This is a genomic window from Sphingomonas immobilis, assembly GCF_030580995.1.
Classification (GTDB): Bacteria; Pseudomonadota; Alphaproteobacteria; order Sphingomonadales; family Sphingomonadaceae; genus Sphingomonas; species Sphingomonas immobilis.
Window position 1 is genome coordinate 33327 of record NZ_JAUQSZ010000011.1, and the last position, 24610, is coordinate 57936.

Sequence of the window (24610 nt, forward strand, 5' to 3'; positions counted from 1 at the left end):
ATCCCTTTTGCGCAAGACATTCCCGGAGCATTCCAATGGCATCGATACGGGCTTAACGCAGGCGCTTCTATCCCATCTTTCGGAAGGTTATGCCAAACAGTCGTTCCACGACACTATAGCCGGGGCGACGAGGCGGGAGAAAGTCGGGACAGGTTGGTATCGGACCTAATTCCGCAGACTGATCGGCTACGCAGCTGCATAGCCTGAAACCACCCCCATCACCTCCGCACACCACGGCCCGAAGCGGCCGTTCACCTGCTGCAAATCGCCCGCGATTTGCCTATTTCCCAAGCTTTCCTCCTATAGGCTACATTTCGCCTGCACAATTTTTCAAAAGGCGCATTTTCTTGGTTGAAATTTTTTCTGGAGACGAACGCGGCAGTGCAACCGCGCATCGGATAATAGCGTACGATGTAATGAGATTATTTATCGGGCCATCATTTCTGACGCCTCGAGGTATAGACAGGGTCGATCTGGCGCTTGCCCGCCACATCTTCGGCGACGAATCCAGCCGGAATATCGGGATATTGCCGACACCGGCCGGTGTGTATGCCTTTTCCTCGATACAAGTCAGGCGTTTGTTGGCCCACCTGCAGGAACTCTGGGCGGAAGACGGCGATGCTGCGAGCGATCCTCAGTTGCAAAGCCTGCTGGATAAGATAGCGCGCCGGCCGGAGGCTGCCAAACCTGGGCCATCGGTGTCGTCGCTCGCGTTTCGGGACAAAGTCCGGCGGATGTTGCACATGCTTCGTGCGACCGGTTTGTTTCCCGGCCGCTTCGCAGGACGGATGGTGCCGCCAAATTCCGTTTATCTCAATGTCGGGCAATTGGGGCTGGCGATGCCATCCTTCTTCAACTGGCTCGTAAGGCGTCCTGACATTACCCGCGCCATGATGCTGCACGATGCTATCCCCATCGACTATCCGCATCTTGTCGGGGAGAAGGCGCCTATGCACCACCGGCAGATGATCCGCACCGCAGCGGAGCATGCGGATTGCCTGATCTTCAACTCCGCCTACACACGTGACAGCGTGACCGCGGTGATGCGGGGAATTGGCCGGACCTGTCCTCCGGCACTTGTGCGATCGCTGCCCCTGCCGGCCGCGTTCGTGGATGTCGAAACCTGCGTAGCGGAGCTATGCGGGACACGCTATTTTCTGGCGGTTTCAACGATTGAGCCACGCAAGAATTTCGCGTTGCTCTTGTGCGTGTGGCAGCGTTTTGTCGCGACGCTCGGGTCAGCGGCGCCGCACCTCGTCATCGTTGGCTCTCCAGGGAAAGATGCCGATACTATCTTGGCGCCGTTGCGATCCAGTCCCGGTCTGGCCAGTTTCGTTCACCATGTCGTTGGCCTGTCGAGCCCAGCGCTCGCCTCGCTGTCACTGGGGGCGGCGGGCATGCTGTGCCCATCCTTTGCGGAGGGCTTTGGCCTGCCTCTGCTCGAAGCAAGTGCGATGGATGTGCCGGTAATCGCGACGGACATTCCGGCACATCGCGAAGTGGCGACGCCGGCGACAATTCTGTTGCCGCCTGACGATGTGGAGGCGTGGGCGAGAGCGATTGCGGCCACCCCTGACGTCGTTGCGCCCCGTCGCCCGCATATCCTCTCTGCCATGACCGAAGCCGCCTATTGCGCCGACATCATCGATTTCGTCAGCGGCATCGAAGCCGGGCAGCGTGCCCGCAACGCTAGGAGATCGTTGTGACGAGACCGACGACGGAGAAAGCCATCTGCGATACCAAGTTGGTGAATTTCTGAAAATCGGCGATCGGCGCGTTCGAGACGTAGACGATATCTTTGTCGCGCATCGGGAAGGTCTGCATCGCAAAGAACGTCGATGGATCGCTCATGTCGACGCGATAGATCACTGGCACCTTGCCTTCCGGCGTGAGAGGCGCACCTAGACGAAGTTCAGGGGGCAGTGCCGCAGGATCTTCGAACCGGAAAATAAACACGCCTTTGATGTTGGCCCGGTTATCCTGTAGCCCACCGACCCGGGCGATCGCCTGAGCCAGCGAGATACCGGTGCCTTCAAACGGCACTTCGGCATTCGATCCCAGCGCGCCCAGCGCCTGAAAACTGTACGGTTGGAATAACGCGGTGACGACATCGTGTGACATCAGCGGAACATTTTCGCGCGGATCGCGGATGATTGCCCCGAGTGGGCGCGTCACTACGGTGTCGCCGCGCGTAACCTGGATCAGAATCTTATCGACCGGCTGGCGGACGCCGCCCGCGTCAGCAAGTACATCAAGCAGGCGTTCGTTGCGCGTGGTGAGCGGCACATTGCGGCTATTTACAACATCACCCACAACGGTCACGCCGCCGCCCTGATTCTGTCCGATCCGGACCAAGACCTGGGGACTGTGAGCCTTGCCCTCCAACCGGCTTTGGATTGAGCGCGCAACTTCTGCTGGCGCGCGGCCGACCGCCCTGACGCGACCGGCAAAGGGTATCGAGATCGCCCCGTCGGCATCGACCATCTGAGAAGGAAAAGTCGCGCCTTGGGCTACACTCGATGCACCGGCTTGGACCGAACTGATCGCAGCGTTCGAGAACAGGACGGCGGGTGGGGATTCCCAGATCGAGATATCTAGGACGTCGCCGGCACCGATCAGACCGTGACGCTGCTCAAAGTTGCCGAGCTTGCTTGCGAAGGTATCTCGGCTTTCCGCCGCTACAACGCTACGCACGACTGCCGCGCTGAGCGTGACGGCCCGGACGCGTGCGTCGTGTTGAGGAGTTTTCACGATCGCTCCGGTCGAAGGTCCGGACGCGCCCATGCTGGAGCATCCCGAAAGAACGATGGCGGAAACGACGCCAGCTTGCCAGCCGCGTACCCGAACCCGTCGGCGAAGACCGGTGCCGGAAGTGCCGTTAAAGATCATTGAAAAGTCCCGTAAAACTTGGCCAATCTGGCCTGATAGGAGGCGGCGCTAAAGTGTTTAGCCTGAACGAGCCCTTTCGATGCCATATCAGCACGTAGAGCACTGTCAGCATCAACCGTTCGTATCGCCGTCAAAATCGACTGCACGTCATAAGGGTCTACATAGTGTGGGGCGTCCCCACCCACTTCCTGCAGGCAGGAGGTATTGCTGGTTATCACCGGTGTTCCGAGTTCCATCGCTTCCAGTACGGGTAAGCCAAAACCTTCGTATAGGGAAGGAAACAAGACGGCGCGCGCGCCAGCGATCAACCTGGTCAGCGTTGCTCGAGGAAGAAAACCCAGCCAACGGACACGCTTTCCAGTGTCAAGCGCGGCCATGGACTTGATGAGTGCCATGTCGTGTACGCTGCCCCACCCTGGCGCACCGACAATGACCAGAGGGGTTTGTGTCCCGCTGCCGAGATACGCCTCCAGCAGGTGCGCGACGTTCTTTTTGGGTTCGATCGCGCTGAAGAACAGAAAATAGCCTTTTGGCGGAATGCCGAGAACGCCTTCTACGTACCGCGCGATATCGGCTTCGCCGACGCCTTCGAGCGTCTGTGCGGCATCACTGGCTTGATAGAGATTGGTGACGCGGCCAGGTTCGACGCCCAGCATTTCAATGATGTCGCGGCGCGAGCATTCCGAGACGGTCAATATGTGATCGGCCTCGCGAGCGATGCGCCGACACATCCGGTAGTAGACGCGTTTGGTGTCTGCGGTAGTGTAAGGCAATTTCAGCGGCACGAGATCATGTAACGTGTAGACATTGCGAGCTTTGGGCATGCGCACCGGCAAAGGATAGGTCCAGTGAGCCAGGTCTACCCCGTAGTTTGCGATCGAAGTGAAACGCCGTGCAGCACGAAAACCGATATCCGCGCCACTATAAAGGTTTTGCACGTTCCATAAGCGATCGGCTTCCGGCGGCAATCCGACGGGCATGACGACTTGCCCCGACATCGGCACCTCAAAGCCCCCTCGAGCCTTGAGCGTGCCAGACAGCGCTTCGATACCGCGTTGGACAAGCACGGGAACCGGCAGCCTCTTCCTGTCTTGCCGTCCCGCTTCGATCAGGGCGATCTCGTTGAGCAACGGATCCTTGGAATAGCCTGTTTTGTCTCCGAACAGCAGGCTGACATCATGCCCCAGCGCTTTTGCCGTCCGGGCGAGGATTCGCCCATACGTCGCAATCCCCGTGCCATGCGGGCGAGCGAGATTGAACGCATCGATACTAAGCTTCATGTCAAGGTTGGCCTTTGGAAGCTACGCGCCGTCAATTAGGAACAAGCTTGGAAATAAAGACCGCATTTGCGCCCTCCTCTCCCAGCTCAGCCAACGCTTCGGCTGTAGTTCGATTGACGCGAGCGGCCTTCAGCAAGTGAAAGTTAAACTCTTCGGGGCGGTCCCACATACGGTAAAGTCGCGCGATCTGCAGGTGGGCGTCCTGATCATCCGGTTTCAACGTCAAAGCCTGCTGGTAGGCTTTCTCACTCTCTTCGTACCTCTTCGCCTCCTTCAAGCAATTGCCGAGTTGTATGAAATACGGGAAAGCGGCAGGATAGTAACTCAGCCCTGCGGCATAGGCTTCTGCCGCGTCACTCCACCGGCCGCCATCTCGCATCTGGTCACCCCTGGCGAAGTGCTTCTTGGCCAGAGGTGGGATCCCGCCCAACAACGAGCCGACCGGAGCCCCGAACTTGAACCAGGGCAGCCGGCGTAGCGGAATGGCCTCCCTGTCCCGGAGACTCGCGACGGTCTGACGCATGTTGCGGATCGTCACGCCTTTGAAGATCAGATTGCCGTTGCCGCGCCGGGACACCCGAACCCGAAACTCGACGACCGTTCCGTCCTTGACGATCGGGAAAAGCAACCGCGGCGGGGGACCAGCGCGTATCGACCGGACCGTGACCTTGCGTCTCGAGACGGGGCGCACACCCTCCGCCAAGACATCAAGGTCCAACTCGACGCCTCCATCCCCGTTGTCTTCGGCTTCGAACTCGAAATCGGCCGAAAAGTACCCGCGCACGAATTTCTCGTATGGGCCATAAATCACGTGCGGTGGGTTTTTGTTAGCTGCGTTTGCGGAAAAGGCGATCCCTTCGTCCAGCATTGTTCCGTGACTGGTGACGAATTCACGATGCGATAAGGTGAGATGATCGGCCGGCGCCTCGTGCGGGGGCAAAGTGTCTAGGCCCCGCGCCCCGCCAAGCAGGCTCTCGTAGGACTCAATATCATAAACGGTCACAAAATTGTCGGCAATCTCACCCGGCGGGGTTGAGGAACTGTGCGTGTCAATCATATTTGCGGCGATCTGCGCGCGGATGTCTGCGGACCTGGTTTCGATCCCGGCGGCATCAACGAGCGTGCTCGACCACGGGCCGTGAATTCCGGCCAATGCCGCCTTGAGTTGCCTGACGATCACTTGCGATGTGTAGGTCTCGAGCAACGATGACTGGATTTTAAGAACGTCGCTGCGGGAGGCTTCGTTCGCCAACAGGCGGGTAGCCGCGATGGCTTTCGAAAAATCGAGATCGTCAAGCATGAACGGGTGGACTCGCATCAATTCGCGCAGGGCGGTGCGGCCCAGGCACAGCACCGGTAACCCCACTCGCATCGCCTCGAAGATTGGCATGCCAAAGCCTTCATGTTCCGAAAAACATACGAACAGATCGGCTTGGCGATATGCGCTATAGAGGTCGTCCTCGCTGACCTCACCCCTCAGCAGCACCTCCACTCCCTCACTTTTGCCAAGGGCGGACAGGTCGGACTTTAGCGTAGTCGCAGGGTCGTCCCGGCCCAAAAAGGTAACGGAAACCTCGCGGTCGAGCGCCCGCTGCAATTCTCCCGCGAACATCAGGACGTGGCGATGTCCCTTGTGAGCGACAACGCGACTGACGAACAACAACCGGACTGGCCGGTTTTCGGCCGCAACAGAAATACTAGACATACTCTCGACGATCGCTGGCAGCTTACCATGCTGGGTCTCGAGAAAACGGCTTCCAGGATACACGACGGCAGCGCGAGCAGGGTCGGCACCCAAGACCTGCAATTGCTTCAGGGTGAAATTGGAATTTACCCAGAATCTGATCCCGGGATTTTCGATGAACTTCAAAATCGTTCGAAATCCCTTGGTCGATCGCTCCACCGAACGGCGATGCGTCGCACCGTAAAACCAAGGGGGGGTATTATTATGCCACCGAACAACGAAATTTCCGAGAGAGGCCATTAAAAATTCGTCAAGAAACGGCCATCCATCACAATAGTGATATATGATTACCGCATTGGCGTTCTTCTCAAAATTTTCCTTTAAAGTGGCGACAGGATCGATCGGAATGCCGGGATATACTTTCTGGTCAAACTGTTCAGCAAAGATTCGTACCCGAGAACGGCCATAAATTTCGCACAGAATTTTATATTCGAAAACAGCATCGTAACCGATCGAATCGCTTTTTTCAAAAAGCCCTTGGACAATAATAAAAAATTGCCGATCATCCATTGCGCCCGCCCCTCAGGCGCCAATTCTGGTAAAGATCATTGCGCGGTGTGAATATGCGAATGTCTTCGAATGCTCTTCTTCGGCAAAGCGCTTGGTAGCTTCTTCGTCAAAACGCGCGCCAGTCTGCGCCACAATGAATTTCACCCACCACGCGTAAGGCTGGAAGGTCAGGTGTGTCGGCTCGTCGGGGTCAAACGTCTCTCCGTTTTCGTAAGTTGCCGGGACGATGAGAAGATCCCGCTTCGTGGCCTGCCAGAGGTTACTCACGGCAAAGCCCAGCCTTTCGGGAACGATGTGCTCGACGACGTCGTAGCTGTAGACAAGGTCGTACTGGCCGGGGATCAGACTCGTTGAAAAATCTCCCTGCCCGACGCGCGGCGTGTCCGCATATTCCACGGCCCAATCCGAGATATCGACGCCGTGTGCGTCAATGCCTAGCTCCGCCATGCGCTTGACATCATGCCCCACGGCGCAACCGCCGTTGAACGCGTTGAGCGGGCGAAAGAACTTGTAAAGACATTCCGCAAGGATGCGGGAGGGGCCGTAGGATGCTTCAGCATATCCGCTGTAGTTGCTCTTGGATCGATTTCCTTCGAAATATTCTTTGTTGTAAACGCTACGGGTGCTGCCCTCGTCGGCCCCGGAAATGTTCATTGTTCGTCCTTTTATTATTGACGAGTTGATTCGTAACCAGCGGAGGTAATCGCCGATTTGGTCAAAACCCAATCGTGCAAAAGATCTCTCTCCAAAATCTCCCTGAGAATATCGGACGGTCTTCCAAGTTTTGGGCACAGGCTTTCTCGCGCTGGGCCATTCAGGCCTGTGAAAAATATAGCTAAAATATAGTCTAGGCGTTGATCGCTGTGGTCTGACTCCACGGAAACCTGCGCGACTTCCTCGTCCGCTGCCCCAATCGCCCTGGCGTATTGCGACAAGTATCTGTCATCGAGCACCATCGCTTGAGCGACGTGATCAATTGAGCTTTTTTCTCTCAGGAAACGGAAGCATTCGTCGTCGGCCACCAATGCCGTGCCCCAGAAAATATAACTCAGAAGTTCAATGTCGGGTTTCCCTGGCACTTGCTCCGGAAGCGAAGCCCGCGAGAACCGCCGGAGCGGATAGTCCCGCGGATCGAGTCCCTGTTGTTCGATGACGAATTCCAGATGGACCGCCACGTCTTGCGCTGGTTGCCCGAAGGCGACTGCAGTCCGATAGCATATTTCCGCCCCGATCAGATTGCCCTGCTCCTTGATCGCGTGGCCTAGTACGAGCCAGTAACTGCGCTCAAACGGATATATCGCCAATGCGGCGGCGTAGGACCGTTCGGCCGCCTTCCAATCATCGTGAGCCCGCGTCCATTCCGCGCGGGATCGGGCAAATTCTGCCTCATCAACAAGCGCCCTGAAGCGATCGTCGATCCCCGCCTTCCGATAGGAGTATTCCAGCAGGTGGGATCTGTTGCGGACGCTGTCCAGAAACGACGAATCCGCAGCGACCAGAGATCGATCGGCGACGCCCATTATCTCCTTGTACGCGCCATAGGCGACATCGAAATCGTCAAATTCCGTGAATCGGCCGTTGTTGAGAATGGCCCAGCGACTGCAGTGATCGCGGATATGGCCGGGATCATGGGAAATGATCACCATTGCCCGATCCGATCGCTTTTCGAAGAGTTCGAAGTTGCAGCGGTCGTGGAATCTGGCGTCGCCGACAGCGGAAATCTCATCGATGAGAAAGCAGTCGAACTCGATGATCATCGAAACGGCGAACGCAAGACGTGCCCGCATTCCCGACGAATACGTGCGGACCGGCTCTTCGAGATATTGCCCCAGTTCGGAGAATTGTTCGACAAACTCGAGGTTTCTCTCGAAGTCCTGGCCATAGATTCGGCTGATGAACCTGACGTTGTCGCGACCGGTGAGAAAGGCCTGAAACGCACCGCCGAATGCAAGCGGCCACGAGACCGACATATGCCTTTCGACGGTTCCCGAAGTCGGACGTTCTGCGCCGCTGATCAGACGCACCATCGTGGATTTGCCGGCGCCATTCCTCCCGAGGATGCCTAGTCGCTCGCCTTTCGAAAGTTCGAAACTTATCCCGTCGAGGACCATGCGATCGCCGAAGCGGGTTGGGTAGACTTTCTTGACATTGTTGAGCCGGATCATCCGGGCACCACTTTTGCGGCGACCTTACGGACCTCGAACAGCGCCAGGAAGGTGATGACCAGACAGAATGGCAGGACATAGGACAGGTCGAAATGCGCCCGCGCCTTCGTCCCGAAATACCCTTCGCGCACGATTTCCACGCCGTGGACAATGGGAATATACAAAATGACGCTCTGAGCCGCCTTGGGCAGCGCATCGACCATGAAGGCGGCCCCGGACAAGGGAAAGAGCAGGTACGAGAACGGGTGCCAGATCTTGTCCACGAGTTCATTTTCATGACTCATGGCGCCGAGCCAAATCGCGAGAGCAGACCCGATCCACGCAATGATGAGCCACCCTCCGGCCACTTCAAGGATGTCTTCCGGAGGGTCGAGCAGGCCAAGGGAAATGAAGACAAGGCTGAGGACGAAGAAAGATATGGTCGCGCCGCCGAACTCCAGCATGATCCGCGCCAGGAAAATGTCGAGGATCTTGATGTTGCGATGATACAGCAACGATAGGTTGTGCAGCAGCGAACCGATACAACGCCCAGGCATGTTCCGCCAAAGAAGCACGCTGGAATATCCGGTGATGGCGAAAGCCACGATGGGAAGACCGCTGCCGTGGATGGAATTGGTCGCCGTCCAAAGCGCAGTGACCCCTAGCGTGAAGATCATCGGCTCGACGAACAACCACAGGAAGCCGATGTTGTGTCGCCCATAGCGGGTCAATGCCTCGCGCATGAACAAGGCCCCGAGGACCCGGCGCTGAACTCGAAGGCTGTCAAGCAGACTGGGGTTTTCGTTGACCGGGAGCGCCATCAGTCCCGATGCTCCTTGATGCCGGTTGTCAACGTTACCACCACGCCCCAGGCGAGCAGCGACAGGACGAGCGTGGCTAGAATGCCTCGGATCCGGCGAGGCTCGAGCGGATAGTCTGGTACGTTTGGTTCAGCGATCCGTTCGACGTATATCTGCTTGCGGCGGGCGTCATTTTCCGCCTCCTGCAATGCGCCAAGCGCCGCCGCGAGTTGTTTGCCGGCGAACTCGGCATCGAATTGTAGTTGTTGATATCGCGTCGCCGTCGCCGAAAGCGATTTGGGTGCCCCAGCGACATTGCCGGATTGACGTACGATCTCCCGCTGCAGCATACGAATTCTGGTGCGCGCGGCCGGTATCTGAGGGTTGCTCGGAGTAAAATCCTCAAGCTGTGCTAGCTGGGTTCGTTCCGCTAACAATGCATCTTGCAGTTTGGAAATCATTTGAAGATTGATCGATGCCTGCTTTTCAGGATCGATAATTCCGCTTGAGTTCCGGAATTGACCCAAGGCGACGATTGCGTTGCGCGCCTTTTTGCGCGCGTCCTCCACCTGGATCTGCGCGCTCTGGATTGCGTCAGCGCGGCCCCGCTTGCTGAGCCTATTGATCAATTGTTCCGAATGCTCAAGCAGACGCTCGTTCAGCGCCTGAGAATCTTTCGGAGAGTAGGCGCGTGTCCGTAGTGTGGTGACCTGAGAGGACGAATCAAAAGTGATTTCCACTTTGCCAGTGAAGTACTGGTAGAGGTGTTCATTTGTCTGGCCGTGCAACGGGCCATCGAACCGATCAAACACGGAAATACCAGGCTCGCTGTATATGCGGCGAACCATGCCGTCCTTGTTGCTATCGGAAAGTGCGTTGCGCGACCGAACGTAATCGACGACCGCATAGCTGTCGTCATTGGCGCCGGAGAATCCGCCGCTACTGAGAATCGTCCCTAGTGGAGATGTGCTGGCCTTACCGGGAGCTCGCACAACGAACCGCGACTCCGCGATGTAGATATCGGATGCGAACAACCCGAAATAGGCAATCGCTACAAGTGTGGGAAGCACGACGATCGCGAGGAACAGCGGCATTCCTCGAGCTTTCAGAAAGCCCGGCACCCCGAGCCTACCGAGGAAAGGACGAGAAGAGGACGCATCAACGGGATCATTTTCTAACGAACCAACCACTTAGCCAAACCTATCAAACAAATTATCGCTATCAACGAGACCGAGGGAATCGCTGACATCAAATCGAACGAACATGCCAGGGGGCTTCGCAGCGAGGAAAGACCGGTGCATGCACAATGACCGCTGTAGCTAGTCCACTTTATCCGCCAAAACCAGTCGAAGCTGCCCGGATCCAACGTCAACGATGGCTTTCGCTATCGCGAACGCTTCCGCATATCAAAACGGGATTGTCCAGTCCGTCTTTGCGCGGCCATGGGCCGGGGGAGAACGTACCCGTTGCCTGCACCTGAGAACGACGTCTGGAAGAATCGAGCGATAGCTAGTCGCGGCATCCGGCAAAAAGAGCGGCCGGCTCAGTCGGAAGCAATGGCGCAATCACCGAGCCACTCAAAATCCATCAGATCGAACCGTGCCAGCACCTCTCTTCACAAACATGATCACAGCGCAACGACCTCGGGAAGCCCGGCTATGGGTCTGTCGCTAAACCGAAATCTTCACGCCGCATACGGCCCCTTGGCGCGGGGCTTGTCGGCTATCCTCCTGCACGACGCCAATTCTCGCTCGCTCTACCTCTTTGATCCCGTTTGATCCGCGGTCCGACCATTGATTTGGCTTGCGAGCATCGATACGGCCATCAAGACCACGAAGGGAAAACGCGCGTCATGCTATATTTGCAGTTCGATGGTGCAAGTCTTCCAAGAAATGTCGGAGGCAATCGCTCAGATCGCTATCGCGTTTCAAATGGTGACGAGGGACATCTTAGTTTTGGCCCGTATACAGCCGTTGAGGCCGGCAGATATGTTGCCGGCTTCTACATCAGGCGGATTGGTGAGCCTTGCAGCGGTGCAATCGACATGGACGTTTCTGCCGATGGATTTGAAATATTGGCGATCCGTCGTATGAAACACTTTGAGCTTTTTGAAGATATAGCAACTTTCGTTTCTCTTTCGTTTGTTCTGGAACAAAAAGCAGATCGCGCCGAAGTGCGCCTTTTCGTCGAGAAAAACGTGTTGATCGAGGTCGAAGAGCTTGTGATCTTTTCGGCCGATCAACGGATTTGGGGCGCAAAATGACGCGTTCACCGTGGCGCACACTTAAATCATACATGACTCGCGATCTCAAGATCGAAGCGCTTGCCACCAAATTGCAGTCTGTCGAGCAAAAGCTAGAAGACGTTTCCCGGTTGAACCGGCGCGAACTGGATATGCGCTTGTTGGAGCAGCTCGCGCGCTTGCGCAGAGATATCCGCTACGAGGTTGAACGGCGTAGTCGGGAAACGGCAAATGAAGCCAAATCCTATGCCGATCAGTCCGTTTTTTCGCTTAGCAGTAGCATGCGAGCGGCTCACAAGGTTGTCTATTCGACCGAAAAGCGCACGACCATACTCGAGCAGGCATTTCCAGAGATACTTTCCGGCGTGAAGGCGTTCGAAGATCGGCTAACCGAACTTGGCTCGTATGCCGACAAAGCTGGAGCAAGTGTCAGCGCTGAGATCGAGGCGCTCAAGGATCAAATGGCAAACTCTGAGTCGTACGCTAACAGAGTGGAGGCGACTGCACGTACCCAAATTCAGGCGCTCGAAGATCGGCTGACCGAAATTGACGCGCGTGTTGTGAAGGTCGACGCAAACGCCCAAGCCGAAACGGACGCGCGTGCTACGCAGGCAAATTCTGTCAACCGGTTCGAAAAGCAGGTCGATATAGATATGCGCAACCTCGAACGAGATTTAGGCCAAATCAAAGACGGTACGGCCGCAGATTTGCGAAACATCGAACGGCGCCTCGAGTTTGTGCGGTCCGAAGTCATGTATGAACTTCAGGTGGCTTTGAGCAAATTGCAAAGCAGCAACCCTGAAGGCCGTGCAAAATCTGAGGTCGTTAATACCGATAAACTTGCTGATGCGCGACGCAATGGTCTGCGGTTGAATGTAGGGTGCGGACACATTCAACTCGAAGATTACATAAATGTCGATCAGCGCGCGTTGCCCGGCGTAGACATTGTTGCCGAAGCAGTTGCGATCCCGCTGGAAGCCGGAAGTGTGGTGGAGTTGTTTTCATCCCATCTTGTCGAGCACTTTCCTCGCCATATTCTTGAACGTGTGTTACTTCCTCATTGGAAGTCGCTATTGCGGCCGGGCGGGTTGCTGGTGACAGTTGCGCCGGACGGCGCAGCAATGTTGGCCGCAGTAAACGCCGGTGAAATGTCTTTTGAGGACTTTCGAGAGGTACTTTTCGGCGGCCAGGACTATGATGGAGATTTGCACCACAATCTGATCACCCCCGACGACTATTGCGAAACGCTCCAACGGTGTGGGTTCACCGAGGTGACACGCGAATATGCAGGGATGCGAAATGGAAAGTGTTTTGAGTTCAAAATTAGTGCTCGACGGCATTGATCTCATGAGCGATTTTCGTTTCTCCGTGGTCATAAACACGGACAATCGGCTGGACTACCTGAAGCGCACTTTGTCGGGATTGCGTTATCAGGAGTTTGAGAATTTTGAGGTGTGTGTCGTCGCTGGCCCCACACCGGACGGAACTCGCGAATATCTGAAAACTCTTGGGTCGGACATCAAGCTAGCGCATTGCTCAGAACGCAATCTGTCGCAATCTCGCAACATCGGTATTGCGATGTCGGATGGCGATGCGGTTGTTTTCATTGACGACGATTCCGTGCCGGAACGCGAATGGCTGCGGGATCTTGCCAAATCCTATGCCGATCCTTCGGTAGGCGCGGTCGGTGGCTTTGTCTATGACAATACCGGGGTGCAGTTTCAGGCGCGCTACGTCACCGTAAATCGACTTGGATACCCGAGCGATTGGGCAAGGCCGACGCCACATCTTGATTTCCCGTACACGTCCACAATTCCGCATCTTTTAGGTACCAACTGTTCTTTTCGTCGTTCCGCGTTGCTGGAAATTGGCGGATTCGATGAGGAGTACGAGTACTTTTTAGACGAAACCGATGTATGCGTTCGGATCGTTGATGCGGGGTATCGCGTGGTCCAAAGGCCGGACGGCTTCGTACACCACAAATATGCTCCCAGTCATATGAGGGACGAGAAAAAGATTGTCCGCAATTGGTATCCGCTTCTCAAGAATCGCGTTTATTTCGGACTTCGCAACGCCCGGGGGCACCACTCGATTGCGGACATCGTCGGTGCCGGCGTTTCGGATATCCGGGGCTGGGAGCGCAGTGTTTTGGGCGCTGCCGAGGCGGGCGATTACTCACCTGCGGAAGTAACACGGTTTTATGAAGAAGCAGACGCCGCACTCCGTGATGGCTTCACACGCGGAATGGAACCCGCCAAACTTCTCAAAAGCGAGACGCGCTTGGAGCATCATACCCCTTTCTCCGTCTTTCCAGTCTTGCGACCCAAAGGGGGGGCGCGCGTGATTTGCTTCGTGACGCAAGATTATCCTCCGGGGCAGAATGGGGGCATTGCCCGCAATATTTCGCAGTTTGCGCGATCCTTGGCCGCCGAAGGCCATTCTATCCACGTTTTCACCAAGGCACACGGCCCCGAGCGTGTTGATTTCGAGGGCGGGGTTTGGGTCCACAGACTCTCCGTCCGCCACTATTCAGCTCCAGATGCGTCACCGATTGCGCCTCACATCGTGCCGAGCCACATCTGGAATTATAGCCGAACGATGCTGGATGAAGTAGCGAAGATCGATGCGCTCAGGGCCGTGGATGTGGTCTACTGCCCGCTATGGGATTGCGAGCCACTGGCATTTGTTCTGGACGGGCGATTCCCACTGCTACTTGCCCTACAAACCACGATGAAATTTTGGTTGGAGAGCCAGCCTCTTAAGGCCGCGGACAACGAATGGATGCGCAATTTCGGAAACCCCATCATCGCAATGGAAGAGTTCATCCTAAGATCCGTCGAGATGATGCACGCAAACAGCCGCGCAATCGTCAGCGATATTCGCGCGAAATATGATGTAGACATTCCTGAGAGCAAGATCGTTTATTCGCCGCATTGCATGGAGGACTGGTCGGCGCAATTGCCTGCCGCGCCCCAAGCGGCACCCGATATCCAGCGGCTTCTGTTCGTCGGGCGGCTGGAATCCAGAAAAGGCATCGACGTACTGCTGAAGGTCGCTCCGGCGATCCTCGCGGAGTTCCCGAACGCGGTCCTCGATATCGTCGGCGACGATACGATTCTCCGGCCAGACGGTACGACCTACAAGGGCGAATTCCTAGCGCAGACGATCGTGCCGGAGATTGCGGAACGCATCACGTTTCACGGTCGCGTCGATGAGGATCGACTGCGCCTCTTCTACCGCGATTGTGATATCTTCGTCGGCCCGTCACGCTATGAATCCTTCGGACTGGTGTTCCTCGAAGCGCTGATGTTCGGCAAACCGGTCATCGCGTGCGATGCCGGCGGCGGTCCGGAGGTGGTGATGCACGGCAAGACCGGCATTCTCGTGGCACCGGGGGACGTGGAGGGCCTCGAAGCGGCACTGCGCCAGTTGCTCGGCGATCCTGCGTTGCGCAAGCACATGGGGCAAGCGGCCCGCGCAGACTATGAAAAGCGCTTCACCGAAGCCGTGATGGTCGGGGATTTCTGCGACGCGCTCGACAGCAGGCTGGGGCCGGTAGCGCCGAAGACGTCCGCCCCCGCCTGTAAAGCGGCCTGACCCGGAGGCGACGATCACACTTCCGCAATGCGACTATGCGTCCTAATGGCCACCGTTAGCACCGCATGCGGGGTCATATGGTCTGCGTGACGGCTATTCCACCACGACGGCGAGATCGCAAAACATCTGCGAATTGAGTCCGAGGCCGATGACCTTAAGTTTGCCGGTATCCACGATCATCTCGTTTGCCGCCGGAACAACGCCGAACGGCGTACGGTAGAGGTGATCCATCATCGTGTAATCATTGAATATAATGTACCCACCGCGCTTGATCTTCTTCAGGCTTTCGGCGGCATCCTTCATCACGCTTTCGTAATCGTGGCCAGCATCGATATAGATCAGATCGAATGAGGCATCTTCAAGCGTGCTCATCTGCTCATGGCTGAAGCCCTGCTTGACTATTAGATCGCCACCGAAATCGGCTGCGATCCGGTCATGGTAATATTCCTTCTGCGTCTTCCCGCCGAACAATTCTTTCGTCGGCATTCCCCAGATGATTTCGGTTTCGTGCAGATCGAACAGATCGACCGCGACGAAGGTCTGCGGTGAAAACGTATCGATCAGAAACTTGGAGAATTCGCCGAGAGCGACGCCGATCTCGACGATCCGCGGATTTGTCAAACCGTCGCGCTGCGCAAGTCCAGCAATGTGCTTCACCAGCTCGTAGCGGTCGCAGAACAGCCTGGCATCGCGGAAGTGCTGCGGCTCCAGCGGCTTTACGGTGACGTGATCAATGCTCATGGAGTTCCTCGGCTCTGGCCGTTCGCGGGCTTAAAGATGATGGGCATCAGGTCAACCCGATCCCTCGGCGACAGTCCGTATTCACCTGCACCAGCTTCTGTGCGCCAGAAATCCGGTGCGAGGACCTCGGCACAATCGCGAATACCGTCAGCGTACCATGACGCCGTACAATACGCCTTGCGCGGCGTGGCTTGAGGGGTTGGCGCCGTGGCTGGAAAGCGTCACCCGGCCAGACTGACCGCTACCCGGCATGGTGAGGCGAACCGGCTGAACATAAGCGAACCATGAATACAGGTCTTCGACGATGACCTGATCGCCCCACTGGGCCTCGACGATGCCGGACCAGTCATGCCGATTGAAAATCGGGAGAACTTCCCGCGTCCCGGCCGGGACATCAATGTCGATGCGCCACGTACTACCGTCCATGATGACATGGTCGTCCCGCACCAGCGCGTCGCCCTGATAATAGATCGTGGGATCGTCGTGCGGGATTAACTTGAAGGATTCCTTCGTATAGTCGGCGGGATTCAACCTCGACACGCCAGGGGAGGATATCTTTTTGGCGGCGATGAAATAGTCATGTCCGTTTTCCGGATATTCGCGGCCGATCTGCGCCACCCGAATCTGGAACCCGGCATCGGTTACCAGACTAAGCCATTCGTCCGGTCCGAAGAAATACGGATGTTCGGGGTTGGCTTCCCAACCGAACGGCACGGCCATCAGCAAATTCCCGTCTGCCGCAAGCACGCGGTTCACTTCCGCGAAGGTGCTGGTCAGATCGATGCTATGCTCGAGGCAATGCGAGGAGAACAAAGCGCTGAAGGCGTCGTTATCAAACGGCAGGGCATCGTTATAGCCGTGCTGGAAGGATGATTCGGCAAGGTCCGCCGCCTCTGCCAACGCCGCGGACCCATCGACACAGGCCGGATCGACGTCCAGATAGTGATATCGGAAGCCTCGATCCTTGAAATATTCCAGCAATTTCGGGTACAGATTTCCGCCACCGACATCAAGAACGCGGCTGCCATCGGCGATGAACCGGCCCGCTTCTTTCCATCGATCGAGATAGGCCTCATGTCGGGTCGCGATATACTTGTCGACATCTCCGTGCGAAGCTTTGACATTTTCGTACCAGCGGGCCGTCATTTCCGCTTGGCGGGCGCCGAATTCATCACGTGCGACGTCCACCGGCATTACCTCACCTCAGCTGAAAAACGACCAGTGGTCGCGAAATCCCCTATCCAAGTTCGCTTTTAGGCCGTCAAGGTTTTGTGCGCGTGGGGATTCCGACGAGCTTCGGGGGCGTCAGCCGGGCCAGGGCGCGCCCTTGGCGCGGACGGCGGTCACCGAATTGTTGAAGCCCCGGCGCACCTTATTGACCCCCCGGCTGCCCGGGGCGGTCGACATAGGTGTAGAAGGAATGGACGAGCCCGGCCTTGTGATCGGCAGGTCGATCGCGCCGGTCGATTTGGTCATCGCCATCGCCGGCACACCGGTCGCATCGGCCACGCCGAGTGTCGAGTTCAGGTTGAACGTCTCTTCGCTCTCGCCGGGGGCGGAGATCATGATGTGTCCGTATGCACCCGCGTTGCCCGGGACGATCGCGCCGTACGCGTCGACCATGCAGGGCAGGTTGAGCTCGTCCGGGTCGATCTCTGCGGCGCTGCTACGGACCACGCCGTCGAACTTGTCCCAGATCGTCGTGATTGACGTCGTACCAAGCGATCTCGGCATATTCGTGGCGCAGGAAGTTCCGACGAGGCCGGTGCAATCCAGCCCGAACCAGGTGTCGCAATAGGATTGGCTATGCCAAAGGTGTCCCGGACCGTACCGGAGCGTTCGTGGAGCACCCGTTCGACGCAATCAGGGCTCAGGCCGCTGACGCGCAGCCCTTTAATGATCGTGTAGCCGAGTCAAAAACCCGATGACGAGTCCAGCGATATGTCATGCCCCCTCTAGACGTCGCGCTTCAGTCTTTGAGCGCCTCCCACAAAATCCCACACGGCCAACCCTTCTGAAATGGGTTTAGCGCAGGTCGGCTCCGTTTTCCTACCCAAAGCGCCCCACGCAGTACCCAAACAGCGACCCAGCCGAACGGCCCTTCACTAGGGGCATCCCGCTTGTCCTTGTTTATAGGCCATAAAGTAGGTGGTGCCGCTTACAGGACTCGAACCTGTGACCCCCGCATTACGAATGCGATGCTCTACCAACTGAGCTAAAGCGGCGTGGCGGCCGGCTGGTGCCGTTCGCGAGGGCGGGCGCTTAACAGGTCGCCCGAAGTCTGACAACCCGGCCTGACAAGATGAGCATCCGCAAATCTTGCCGCACAGGGTTTACGCGGCATTTACCAGATCGTGTGCATGACCGGCGGGGCAAGGGTTCGAGGGCGAATCCGCAAAGGGTCGATTGCGTATGGATACGGTTCGGGGTTTCGAGGACGATCGCGGCGACGCGGTGCAGGCCGATACGTCGGAGGGCGTCGTCGATGAGCATCGCATGGAGATCGGCACGGACGAGCGCCGGATGCATGTGCGCGCCTATAATCACTGGGTGTCGCTGCTGCGTGGCCGGGCCTATCCGTCGATCGAGAACCTCGACCCGGAGAATATCGCCGATTTCGGCCCCAACAGCGTACTGCTCGATTTCAGCCAGGGGATCGAGAACCCCGCGATCCCGTTCGTTGGCCGCGCTCTCCGCGACGAATGTGCGATCGACGGCACCATCACGCATATCGACCAGGTGCCGAGCCGGTCGCTGCTGTCGCGGCTGACCGACCATTATCTGCAGATCATCGCCAACCGCGCGCCGATCGGCTTCGAGGCCGAGTTCGTCAACGTGCGCGGCCACAACACGATGTATCGCGGCATCCTGATGCCGTTCTCCTCGCATGAGGAGGAAACGATCGATTTCATCTACGGCGTCATCAACTGGAAGGAACTGGTCGACGACGCGACGCAGGCGACGCTCAATGCCGAGCTGACCGCCGCCCTCGGCGCTGCGCAGCCGACCGCCGCGCAGAGCGCCTGGGCCGATGGCCCGAGCGGCGCGTTCGACGACGAGATCGAGGACTACGATGCCGAGGACGAGGAGGCGTTCGCGCTGACGCCGTCCGAGGGGCCGCTGACGCTGGGCGACCAGCTCGCCATCGCGCGCGAGAGCGCGGCGGCGGTGGCGTCGGCCGAGGGCCGCACGCGCGCCGCGCTGTACCGCGCGCTCGGCCGGGCGCACGAGTTCGCGGCGGCGGCGGATGCCGATCCGCGCGATTATGAAGAGCTGCTCGAGGATGCCGGCATCAAGCTGCAACTGCGCGCGCCGATGACGCCGATCGTCAAGCTCGTGTTCGGCACCGAATACGACAAGACGCGCCTGACCGAATATGCCGCCGTGCTGAACCATGCGCGCCGCGAAGGCGTCGTGGCGGGCACGCTGGTCGCGTTCCTCGAAGGCTACAAGGGCGGCATCAAGGCGATCGTCGTGGCGGAACGCGCAGCGAAGGCCCCGGTGAAGAAGGTACGCGACGATGCGGCGGCGCTGGGCGCCAAGATGGCGATCGCATCGGTCGCGATCGACGCGGGCGTGGCGGCGGGCGACTATGTCGTGCTGCTGGCACGTGCGGGCGAGGCCGGTACGGTCGATATCGTCGCGACGCTGGGCGGTGACGCGCTGGTGCGGCAGGCGATGCGCGCGGCGGTGTAAGCGAAGGTAACACCTGGTTGACACGATTGACACCTAACCGGAAACTATCCTGACCGATCGTTTCCGTTTTTGGTCCGATCTGCGCGAAAAGTCATACTAAGGTCACACTGATCGCGGCGATTCCGGGCGCCGATTTTCCGGCTTCCGGTCTCTGGCTGGCGATGCCGGTCCCGACGATGTGAAAGAGCGCGCGCAGGATAGCGCGGCGGTGACGTGTAGGACAGCATCTCTTTCGTCGTCGCCGCACAAAGGCGAACGGATGTTCGCGCGCGCAGCATTTCCTTCGCACCCGCCACAAGCCTTGAGATGGTAACGCAGCGGGCGCATACGCATCCGCATGCCAAAGACGACGCAGAAATCGCTGGCCGACGCACTTGCCGCGCGGCTCACCAAGGGCGCTCTCCCCGGGGAACTTCAGGGCTTCGACAAGGCGGCATGTGCGGAAGCCGCCGCCTTCATCGCCGCCACCGCCGCCGATCGCAGACCGGGCACGCCCGCTCTCGCGCTCGAACCGCTGGCGATGAGCCAGCCCGAGCGGCGGATGCGCCTCGCCATCATCAACGACGACATGCCCTTCCTGGTCGATTCGATCGCCGCGACGATCGGCGCGCACGACATCGCCATCGACCGCATCATCCACCCCGTCGTCGGCGTGACGCGCGACAAGGACGGCGCGCTTACCGGCTGTGCGGACACCGATGCGGGCACGCGCGAGTCGATGATCTATCTCGAGCTGGAACGTGCCGACGCGCGCGACCGGCGCGGTCTTGTCGCCGCACTCGAACACACGCTCGCCGATGTGCGGGCGGCGGTGAAGGATTGGGGCGCGTTGCAGAGCGCGATGAAGGACGACGCCGACACGCTCGACGCCGAGCAGCCGGGCGGGGAGGGGGCCGCGCTGCTGCGCTGGTTCCTCGCGGGCAATTTCACGCTGCTCGCGCATGAGCTGTGGAGCGACGGGCTGGCGGCGGCGCTCGGCATCGCGCGCAACGGCCATGCCGTGCCGATCCTCGCCGAGGCATCGCGCCTGCTCGCGCTCGAATGGTTCGAGCAGGGCGGCGAGGCGCCGCTGATGCTCAAGTCGAACCTTATCTCGGCGGTGCATCGTCAGGTTCCGCTCGATCTCGCGCTCGTGCCGGTGAAGCGCGACGGCAAGGTCGTCGGCCTGTCGATCCATGCGGGGCTGTGGACCAGCGCCGCGCTCAACGAGCCGCCGCAGGAGGTGCCGGTGCTGCGCACGCGCCTCACCGCGCTGGAGCAGAAGTTCGGTTTCGATCCCAAGGGCCATGCCGGCAAGGCGCTGACGCATGCGCTCGCCTCGCTGCCGCACGATCTCGCCGTGTCGTTCTCGCCCGAGGGGCTGGAGGCGCTGGCGCTGACGGCGATGTCGCTGGCCGACCGGCCGCGCCCCAAGCTGGTGCTGATCCGCAGCATCCTCGGCCGGCATCTGTTCGCCTTCGTCTGGCTGCCGCGCGACGACCTGACCACGGCGCGGCGCGTCGCGATCGGCGAGCTGCTGGCGGGGGCGGCCAATGCCAGCGTGCTCAACTGGGCGATCGCGATGGACGGCGTGACGGCGCTGATGCGCTTCACGCTCGATCTGCGTGCGGCGAACGGGCAGATGCCAGACGAGGCTGCGCTCGACGCGCGCATCGCGCGGATGGTGCGCGGCTGGGTGCCCGCCGTCGAAGCTGCACTGGCCGAAGTGGGTGATCCGGCGCGCGCGACGCGGCTCGCGCTGCGCTACGCCGGCGCATTTCCGCAGGGCTATCGCAACGCCTGGAGCGCCGAGGAAGCGGCGCGCGACACGCTGCGGCTGGCGGGGCTGGAGACGCCCGAGAACCGATCGGTGCGGATCTACCGCGATGCCGCAGGGGCGGCGCGGATGAAGATCTACCGCGCGGGCGGCGCGCTGGCGCTGTCGGACACGGTGCCGGTGCTGGAGAATTTCGGCTTCCGCGTGATCGAGGAGCAGACGACGGCGCTGGCCGACGAGGCCAAGAGCTTCATCCACGAATTCCTGATCGACGCGGTCGGCGGGGTGGAGAACGTCTTCGACGGCGATATCGAGGTGTTGCAGGACGCCGTGGCGCAGGTGCTGGAGGGCACGGCGGAGAATGACGAGTTCAACCGCCTGATCCTGGACCTGAACATGGAGCCGGCGTCGGCGGTGCTGTTCCGCGCGTGGTTCCGCTATCTGCGCCAGGCGGGGCAGACCTATGGTCTCATCACCGTCGTCGATGCGCTGCGGCGTGCGCCGGGCGTGGCGGCGGCGCTGATCGCGCGCTTCGAGGCGGCGCACGGTGCGGGCGGCGGCGAGAAGGCGATCGCGGCGGCCGATGCGGCGATCCGCGACGGGCTCGACAAGGTCTCGGCGATCGACGACGACCGTATCCTGCGCGCGATCGGCAGCGTGATCGCGGCGACGCTGCGCACCAACGCCTTCGCGCCCGCCGGGCAGGCGGCGCTGGCGTTCAAGCTCGACAGCCACCAGATTCCGGGCCTGCCGGCGCCGGTGCCATGGCGCGAGATCTGGGTCTATTCCCCGCGCGTCGAGGGCATCCACCTGCGCGCCGGGCCGGTGGCGCGCGGCGGCCTGCGCTGGTCCGACCGGCGCGACGACTTCCGTACCGAGATCCTCGGCCTGATGAAGGCGCAGCGCGTGAAGAACGCGGTGATCGTGCCTACCGGCGCGAAGGGCGGCTTCTATCCCAAGCAACTGCCGCCCCCCTCGAACCGCGAGGCGTGGCTGGCGGAGGGGACCGAGAGCTACCGCACGTTCATCCGCGCGCTCTTGTCGATCACCGACAATATCGTCGGCGGCGCGGTGACGCATCCCGAAGGCATCACGGTGCTGGACGGCGAGGATCCCTATTTCGTCGTGGCGGCCGACAAGGGCACCGCGACCTTCTCCGACGTCGCCAACGCCATCGCGATCGAGAATGACTTCTGGCTGGGCGACGCCTTCGCCAGCGGCGGATCGGTCGGCTACGATCACAAGGCGATGGGCATCACCGCCAAGGGCGCGTGGGTCTCGGTCCAGCGGCATTTCGCCGAGCGCGGCATTGACGTGCAGACGCAGCCGATCCGCGTCGTCGGGTGCGGCGATATGTCGGGCGACGTGTTCGGCAACGGCATGTTGTTGTCGCAGTCGCTGAAGATCGTCGCGGCGTTCGACCATCGCCACATCTTCCTCGACCCCGATCCCGATCCGGCAGCGAGCTGGGCCGAGCGCGCGCGGATGTTCGCGCTGCCGCGCTCGTCCTGGGCGGATTATGACGCGGCGCTGATCTCCAAGGGCGGCGGCGTGTTTCCGCGCACCGACAAGATCATCAAGCTCTCCAAACAGGTGCGCGCCGTGCTGGGCATCGAGGCGAGCGAGCTGGAGCCGGGGGCGCTGATCTCGGCGATCCTGAAGGCGCCGGTCGATCTGCTGTGGTTCGGCGGCATCGGCACCTATGTGAAGGCGCGGCACGAGAACAACGTGGCGGTGGGCGACCCCGCCAATGATCGTCTCCGCGTCGATGCCGAGGATCTGCGCGTGACGGCGGTCGGCGAGGGTGCGAACCTGGGCGTGACGCAGGCGGCGCGCATCGCGTTCGCGGCGCGCGGCGGGCGGATCAACACCGACTTCATCGACAATTCGGCGGGCGTCGATTGTTCGGACAATGAGGTCAACATCAAGATCGCGCTGAACCGCGAGATGCTGGAGGGGCGGCTCGGGTACGAGAAGCGCAACAGCTTCCTCGCGAGCATGACCGACGACGTCGCGCATCTGGTACTGGAGGACAACCGCCTGCAGACGCTGGCGCTGTCGATCGCCGAGAGCGCGGGCGCGCGCGACGTGGCGAGCTACGTGCGGCTGATCGAGATCTTCGAGGCGGCGGGGTCGCTCGACCGTGCGGTCGAGGGGCTGGCGTCGAACGACGACCTGCTGCGCCGCGCGGCCGAGGGGCGCGGGCTGGAGCGGCCCGAGCTGGCGGTGCTGCTGGCGACGGCGAAGCTCGCGCTGCAGGCGGCGATCGAACATGGCCAATTGGGGCTCGACCCCGATCTCGCGGGCGATCTCCACGCCGCCTTCCCGCCGGCGATGCGCAAGAAGTTCAAGAGCGCGATCGACGAGCATCGGCTGCGCAACGAGATCGTCGCGACCAAGCTCGCCAACCGCATCATCAACCGCATGGGCGTGCTGCATCCCTTCGAACTGGCGGAGGAAGAGGGCGCGGCGCTGAGCGATATCGCGGGGATGTTCGCGGTGGTCGAGCGGCTCTACGATCTGCCCGCTTTGTGGGCGGAGATCGAGACCGCGGAGATGCCCGAGGCCGCGCGCATCGCGCTGTTCGACGAGGTGGCGGTGGCGACGCGCTCGCAGATCGCCGACCTGCTGCGCGTGACGAAGAGCGGCACCGGGCCGGGGGCGGTGATCGCCCGGCTGGGCAAGGGCATCCTCCAGCTCGACCGCCAGACCAAGGAGCTGTTGCTGGAGGAGGCAAGCAGCCAGAGCGCGCGGATCGCCGCCTCGCTGGAGGCGGCGGGTGCGCCCAAGAAGCTGGCGCGGAAGGTCGTGCGGCTGTTCGAGCTGGACGGTGCGGTCGGCCTCGCCGATCTCGGCGAGCGGCTGGGGCTGGACGAGGCGGTTCTCACGCGCGCGTTCACGCATCTCGGGCAGGCGCTGGGGCTCGACTGGGCGCAGGCCAATGCGGCGCGCATCGCATCGAGCGATCCGTGGGAGCGTTTGCTGATCGCGGGGCTGGCGCGCGATTTCCAGCAGTTGCGGCTGGAGTTCCTGTCGCGCGGCGAGGGTGATCCGGGCGCGCTGGTCGATCAGTGGCTGGCCGACAATGCGGGCCGTGTCGCGCAGTTCAAGGCGGTGGTGACGCGGGCGCGGGGCGCGGCGGCGCCGAATGCGGCGATGCTGGCGCAGATCGCGGGCCAGGCGCGGGTGTTGCTGGGGCGCTAGACGCCCC

At 60.1% G+C, this 24610-nt stretch carries 16 protein-coding genes and 1 tRNA gene; 6 read left to right on the top strand and 11 right to left on the bottom strand.

Features of this window, described 5'->3' with window-relative positions:
• The first annotated feature begins 347 nt into the window (after positions 1-347).
• Complete coding sequence (locus Q5H94_RS15245) at positions 348-1706, top strand: glycosyltransferase family 4 protein (RefSeq protein WP_304562153.1); 1359 nt, start codon at positions 348-350, stop codon at positions 1704-1706.
• Here the strand turns inward: Q5H94_RS15245 and Q5H94_RS15250 are convergent.
• Genes Q5H94_RS15250 through Q5H94_RS15280 form a run of 7 tightly spaced genes read right to left on the bottom strand, consistent with a single transcriptional unit; the run spans position 1690 to position 10461 of the window.
• The gene (locus tag Q5H94_RS15250; RefSeq protein ID WP_304562154.1) at positions 1690-2889 is read right to left on the bottom strand and encodes a polysaccharide biosynthesis/export family protein; all 1200 of its coding nucleotides are present in this window, start codon (positions 2887-2889) and stop codon (positions 1690-1692) included. The two genes, Q5H94_RS15245 and Q5H94_RS15250, sit on opposite strands and share 17 nt — an antisense overlap.
• A complete protein-coding gene (locus Q5H94_RS15255) occupies positions 2886-4169 on the bottom strand; it encodes a glycosyltransferase family 4 protein (protein ID WP_304562155.1) in 1284 nt (427 codons plus the stop codon). Before Q5H94_RS15255 ends, Q5H94_RS15250 begins: the two co-directional genes overlap by 4 nt.
• 31 nt (positions 4170-4200) lie before the next feature.
• Positions 4201-6423, bottom strand: coding sequence for a glycosyltransferase (locus Q5H94_RS15260; protein WP_304562156.1), 2223 nt, complete (start codon positions 6421-6423; stop codon positions 4201-4203).
• 12 nt (positions 6424-6435) lie between these two features.
• The gene (locus tag Q5H94_RS15265) at positions 6436-7077 is read right to left on the bottom strand and encodes a class I SAM-dependent methyltransferase (protein WP_304562157.1); all 642 of its coding nucleotides are present in this window, start codon (positions 7075-7077) and stop codon (positions 6436-6438) included.
• A gap of 14 nt (positions 7078-7091) precedes the next feature.
• Complete coding sequence (locus Q5H94_RS20475; protein ID WP_341850115.1) at positions 7092-8588, bottom strand: ABC transporter ATP-binding protein; 1497 nt, start codon at positions 8586-8588, stop codon at positions 7092-7094.
• A complete protein-coding gene (locus tag Q5H94_RS15275; protein WP_304562158.1) occupies positions 8585-9388 on the bottom strand; it encodes an ABC transporter permease in 804 nt (267 codons plus the stop codon). Before Q5H94_RS15275 ends, Q5H94_RS20475 begins: the two co-directional genes overlap by 4 nt.
• Complete coding sequence (locus tag Q5H94_RS15280; RefSeq protein WP_304562159.1) at positions 9388-10461, bottom strand: hypothetical protein; 1074 nt, start codon at positions 10459-10461, stop codon at positions 9388-9390. The genes Q5H94_RS15275 and Q5H94_RS15280 overlap by 1 nt, the downstream gene beginning before the upstream one ends.
• A gap of 680 nt (positions 10462-11141) precedes the next feature.
• On the opposite strand from Q5H94_RS15280, the gene Q5H94_RS15285 reads away from it, so the two are divergent.
• From Q5H94_RS15285 to Q5H94_RS15295, 3 genes are read left to right on the top strand one after another with little or no spacing between them, the layout of a single operon-like run.
• Positions 11142-11630, top strand: a complete 489-nt coding sequence (locus Q5H94_RS15285) for a hypothetical protein (protein WP_304562160.1) — start codon at positions 11142-11144, stop codon at positions 11628-11630.
• The gene (locus tag Q5H94_RS15290; RefSeq protein ID WP_304562161.1) at positions 11627-12952 is read left to right on the top strand and encodes a hypothetical protein; all 1326 of its coding nucleotides are present in this window, start codon (positions 11627-11629) and stop codon (positions 12950-12952) included. The genes Q5H94_RS15285 and Q5H94_RS15290 overlap by 4 nt, the downstream gene beginning before the upstream one ends.
• Positions 12909-15206, top strand: a complete 2298-nt coding sequence (locus tag Q5H94_RS15295) for a glycosyltransferase (RefSeq protein ID WP_304562162.1) — start codon at positions 12909-12911, stop codon at positions 15204-15206. The genes Q5H94_RS15290 and Q5H94_RS15295 overlap by 44 nt, the downstream gene beginning before the upstream one ends.
• A 93-nt stretch (positions 15207-15299) precedes the next feature.
• On the opposite strand, the gene Q5H94_RS15300 is transcribed toward Q5H94_RS15295, so the two are convergent.
• The 4 genes from Q5H94_RS15300 to Q5H94_RS15315 form a co-directional block, all read right to left on the bottom strand.
• On the bottom strand, positions 15300-15947 hold the full coding sequence (locus Q5H94_RS15300; RefSeq protein ID WP_304562163.1) for a class I SAM-dependent methyltransferase: 648 nt from the start codon (positions 15945-15947) through the stop codon (positions 15300-15302).
• 147 nt (positions 15948-16094) lie between these two features.
• Positions 16095-17141 carry a class I SAM-dependent methyltransferase gene (locus tag Q5H94_RS15305; RefSeq protein WP_304562164.1) on the bottom strand — a complete coding sequence of 349 codons (1047 nt, stop codon included), beginning with the start codon at positions 17139-17141 and terminating at the stop codon, positions 16095-16097.
• 111 nt (positions 17142-17252) lie between these two features.
• Positions 17253-17681 (bottom strand): hypothetical protein, encoded by a 429-nt coding sequence (locus tag Q5H94_RS15310; RefSeq protein WP_304562165.1) that lies wholly within the window; start codon positions 17679-17681, stop codon positions 17253-17255.
• 415 nt (positions 17682-18096) lie between these two features.
• Positions 18097-18172: transfer RNA gene (locus Q5H94_RS15315), tRNA-Thr, on the bottom strand.
• A 187-nt stretch (positions 18173-18359) separates the two neighbouring features.
• Here Q5H94_RS15315 and Q5H94_RS15320 point away from each other — a divergent pair.
• A complete protein-coding gene (locus tag Q5H94_RS15320; protein ID WP_304562166.1) occupies positions 18360-19643 on the top strand; it encodes a PAS domain-containing protein in 1284 nt (427 codons plus the stop codon).
• Positions 19644-19980: 337 nt separating this feature from the next.
• Positions 19981-24603, top strand: coding sequence for an NAD-glutamate dehydrogenase (locus Q5H94_RS15325; RefSeq protein ID WP_304562167.1), 4623 nt, complete (start codon positions 19981-19983; stop codon positions 24601-24603).
• Positions 24604-24610: the final 7 nt, after the last annotated feature.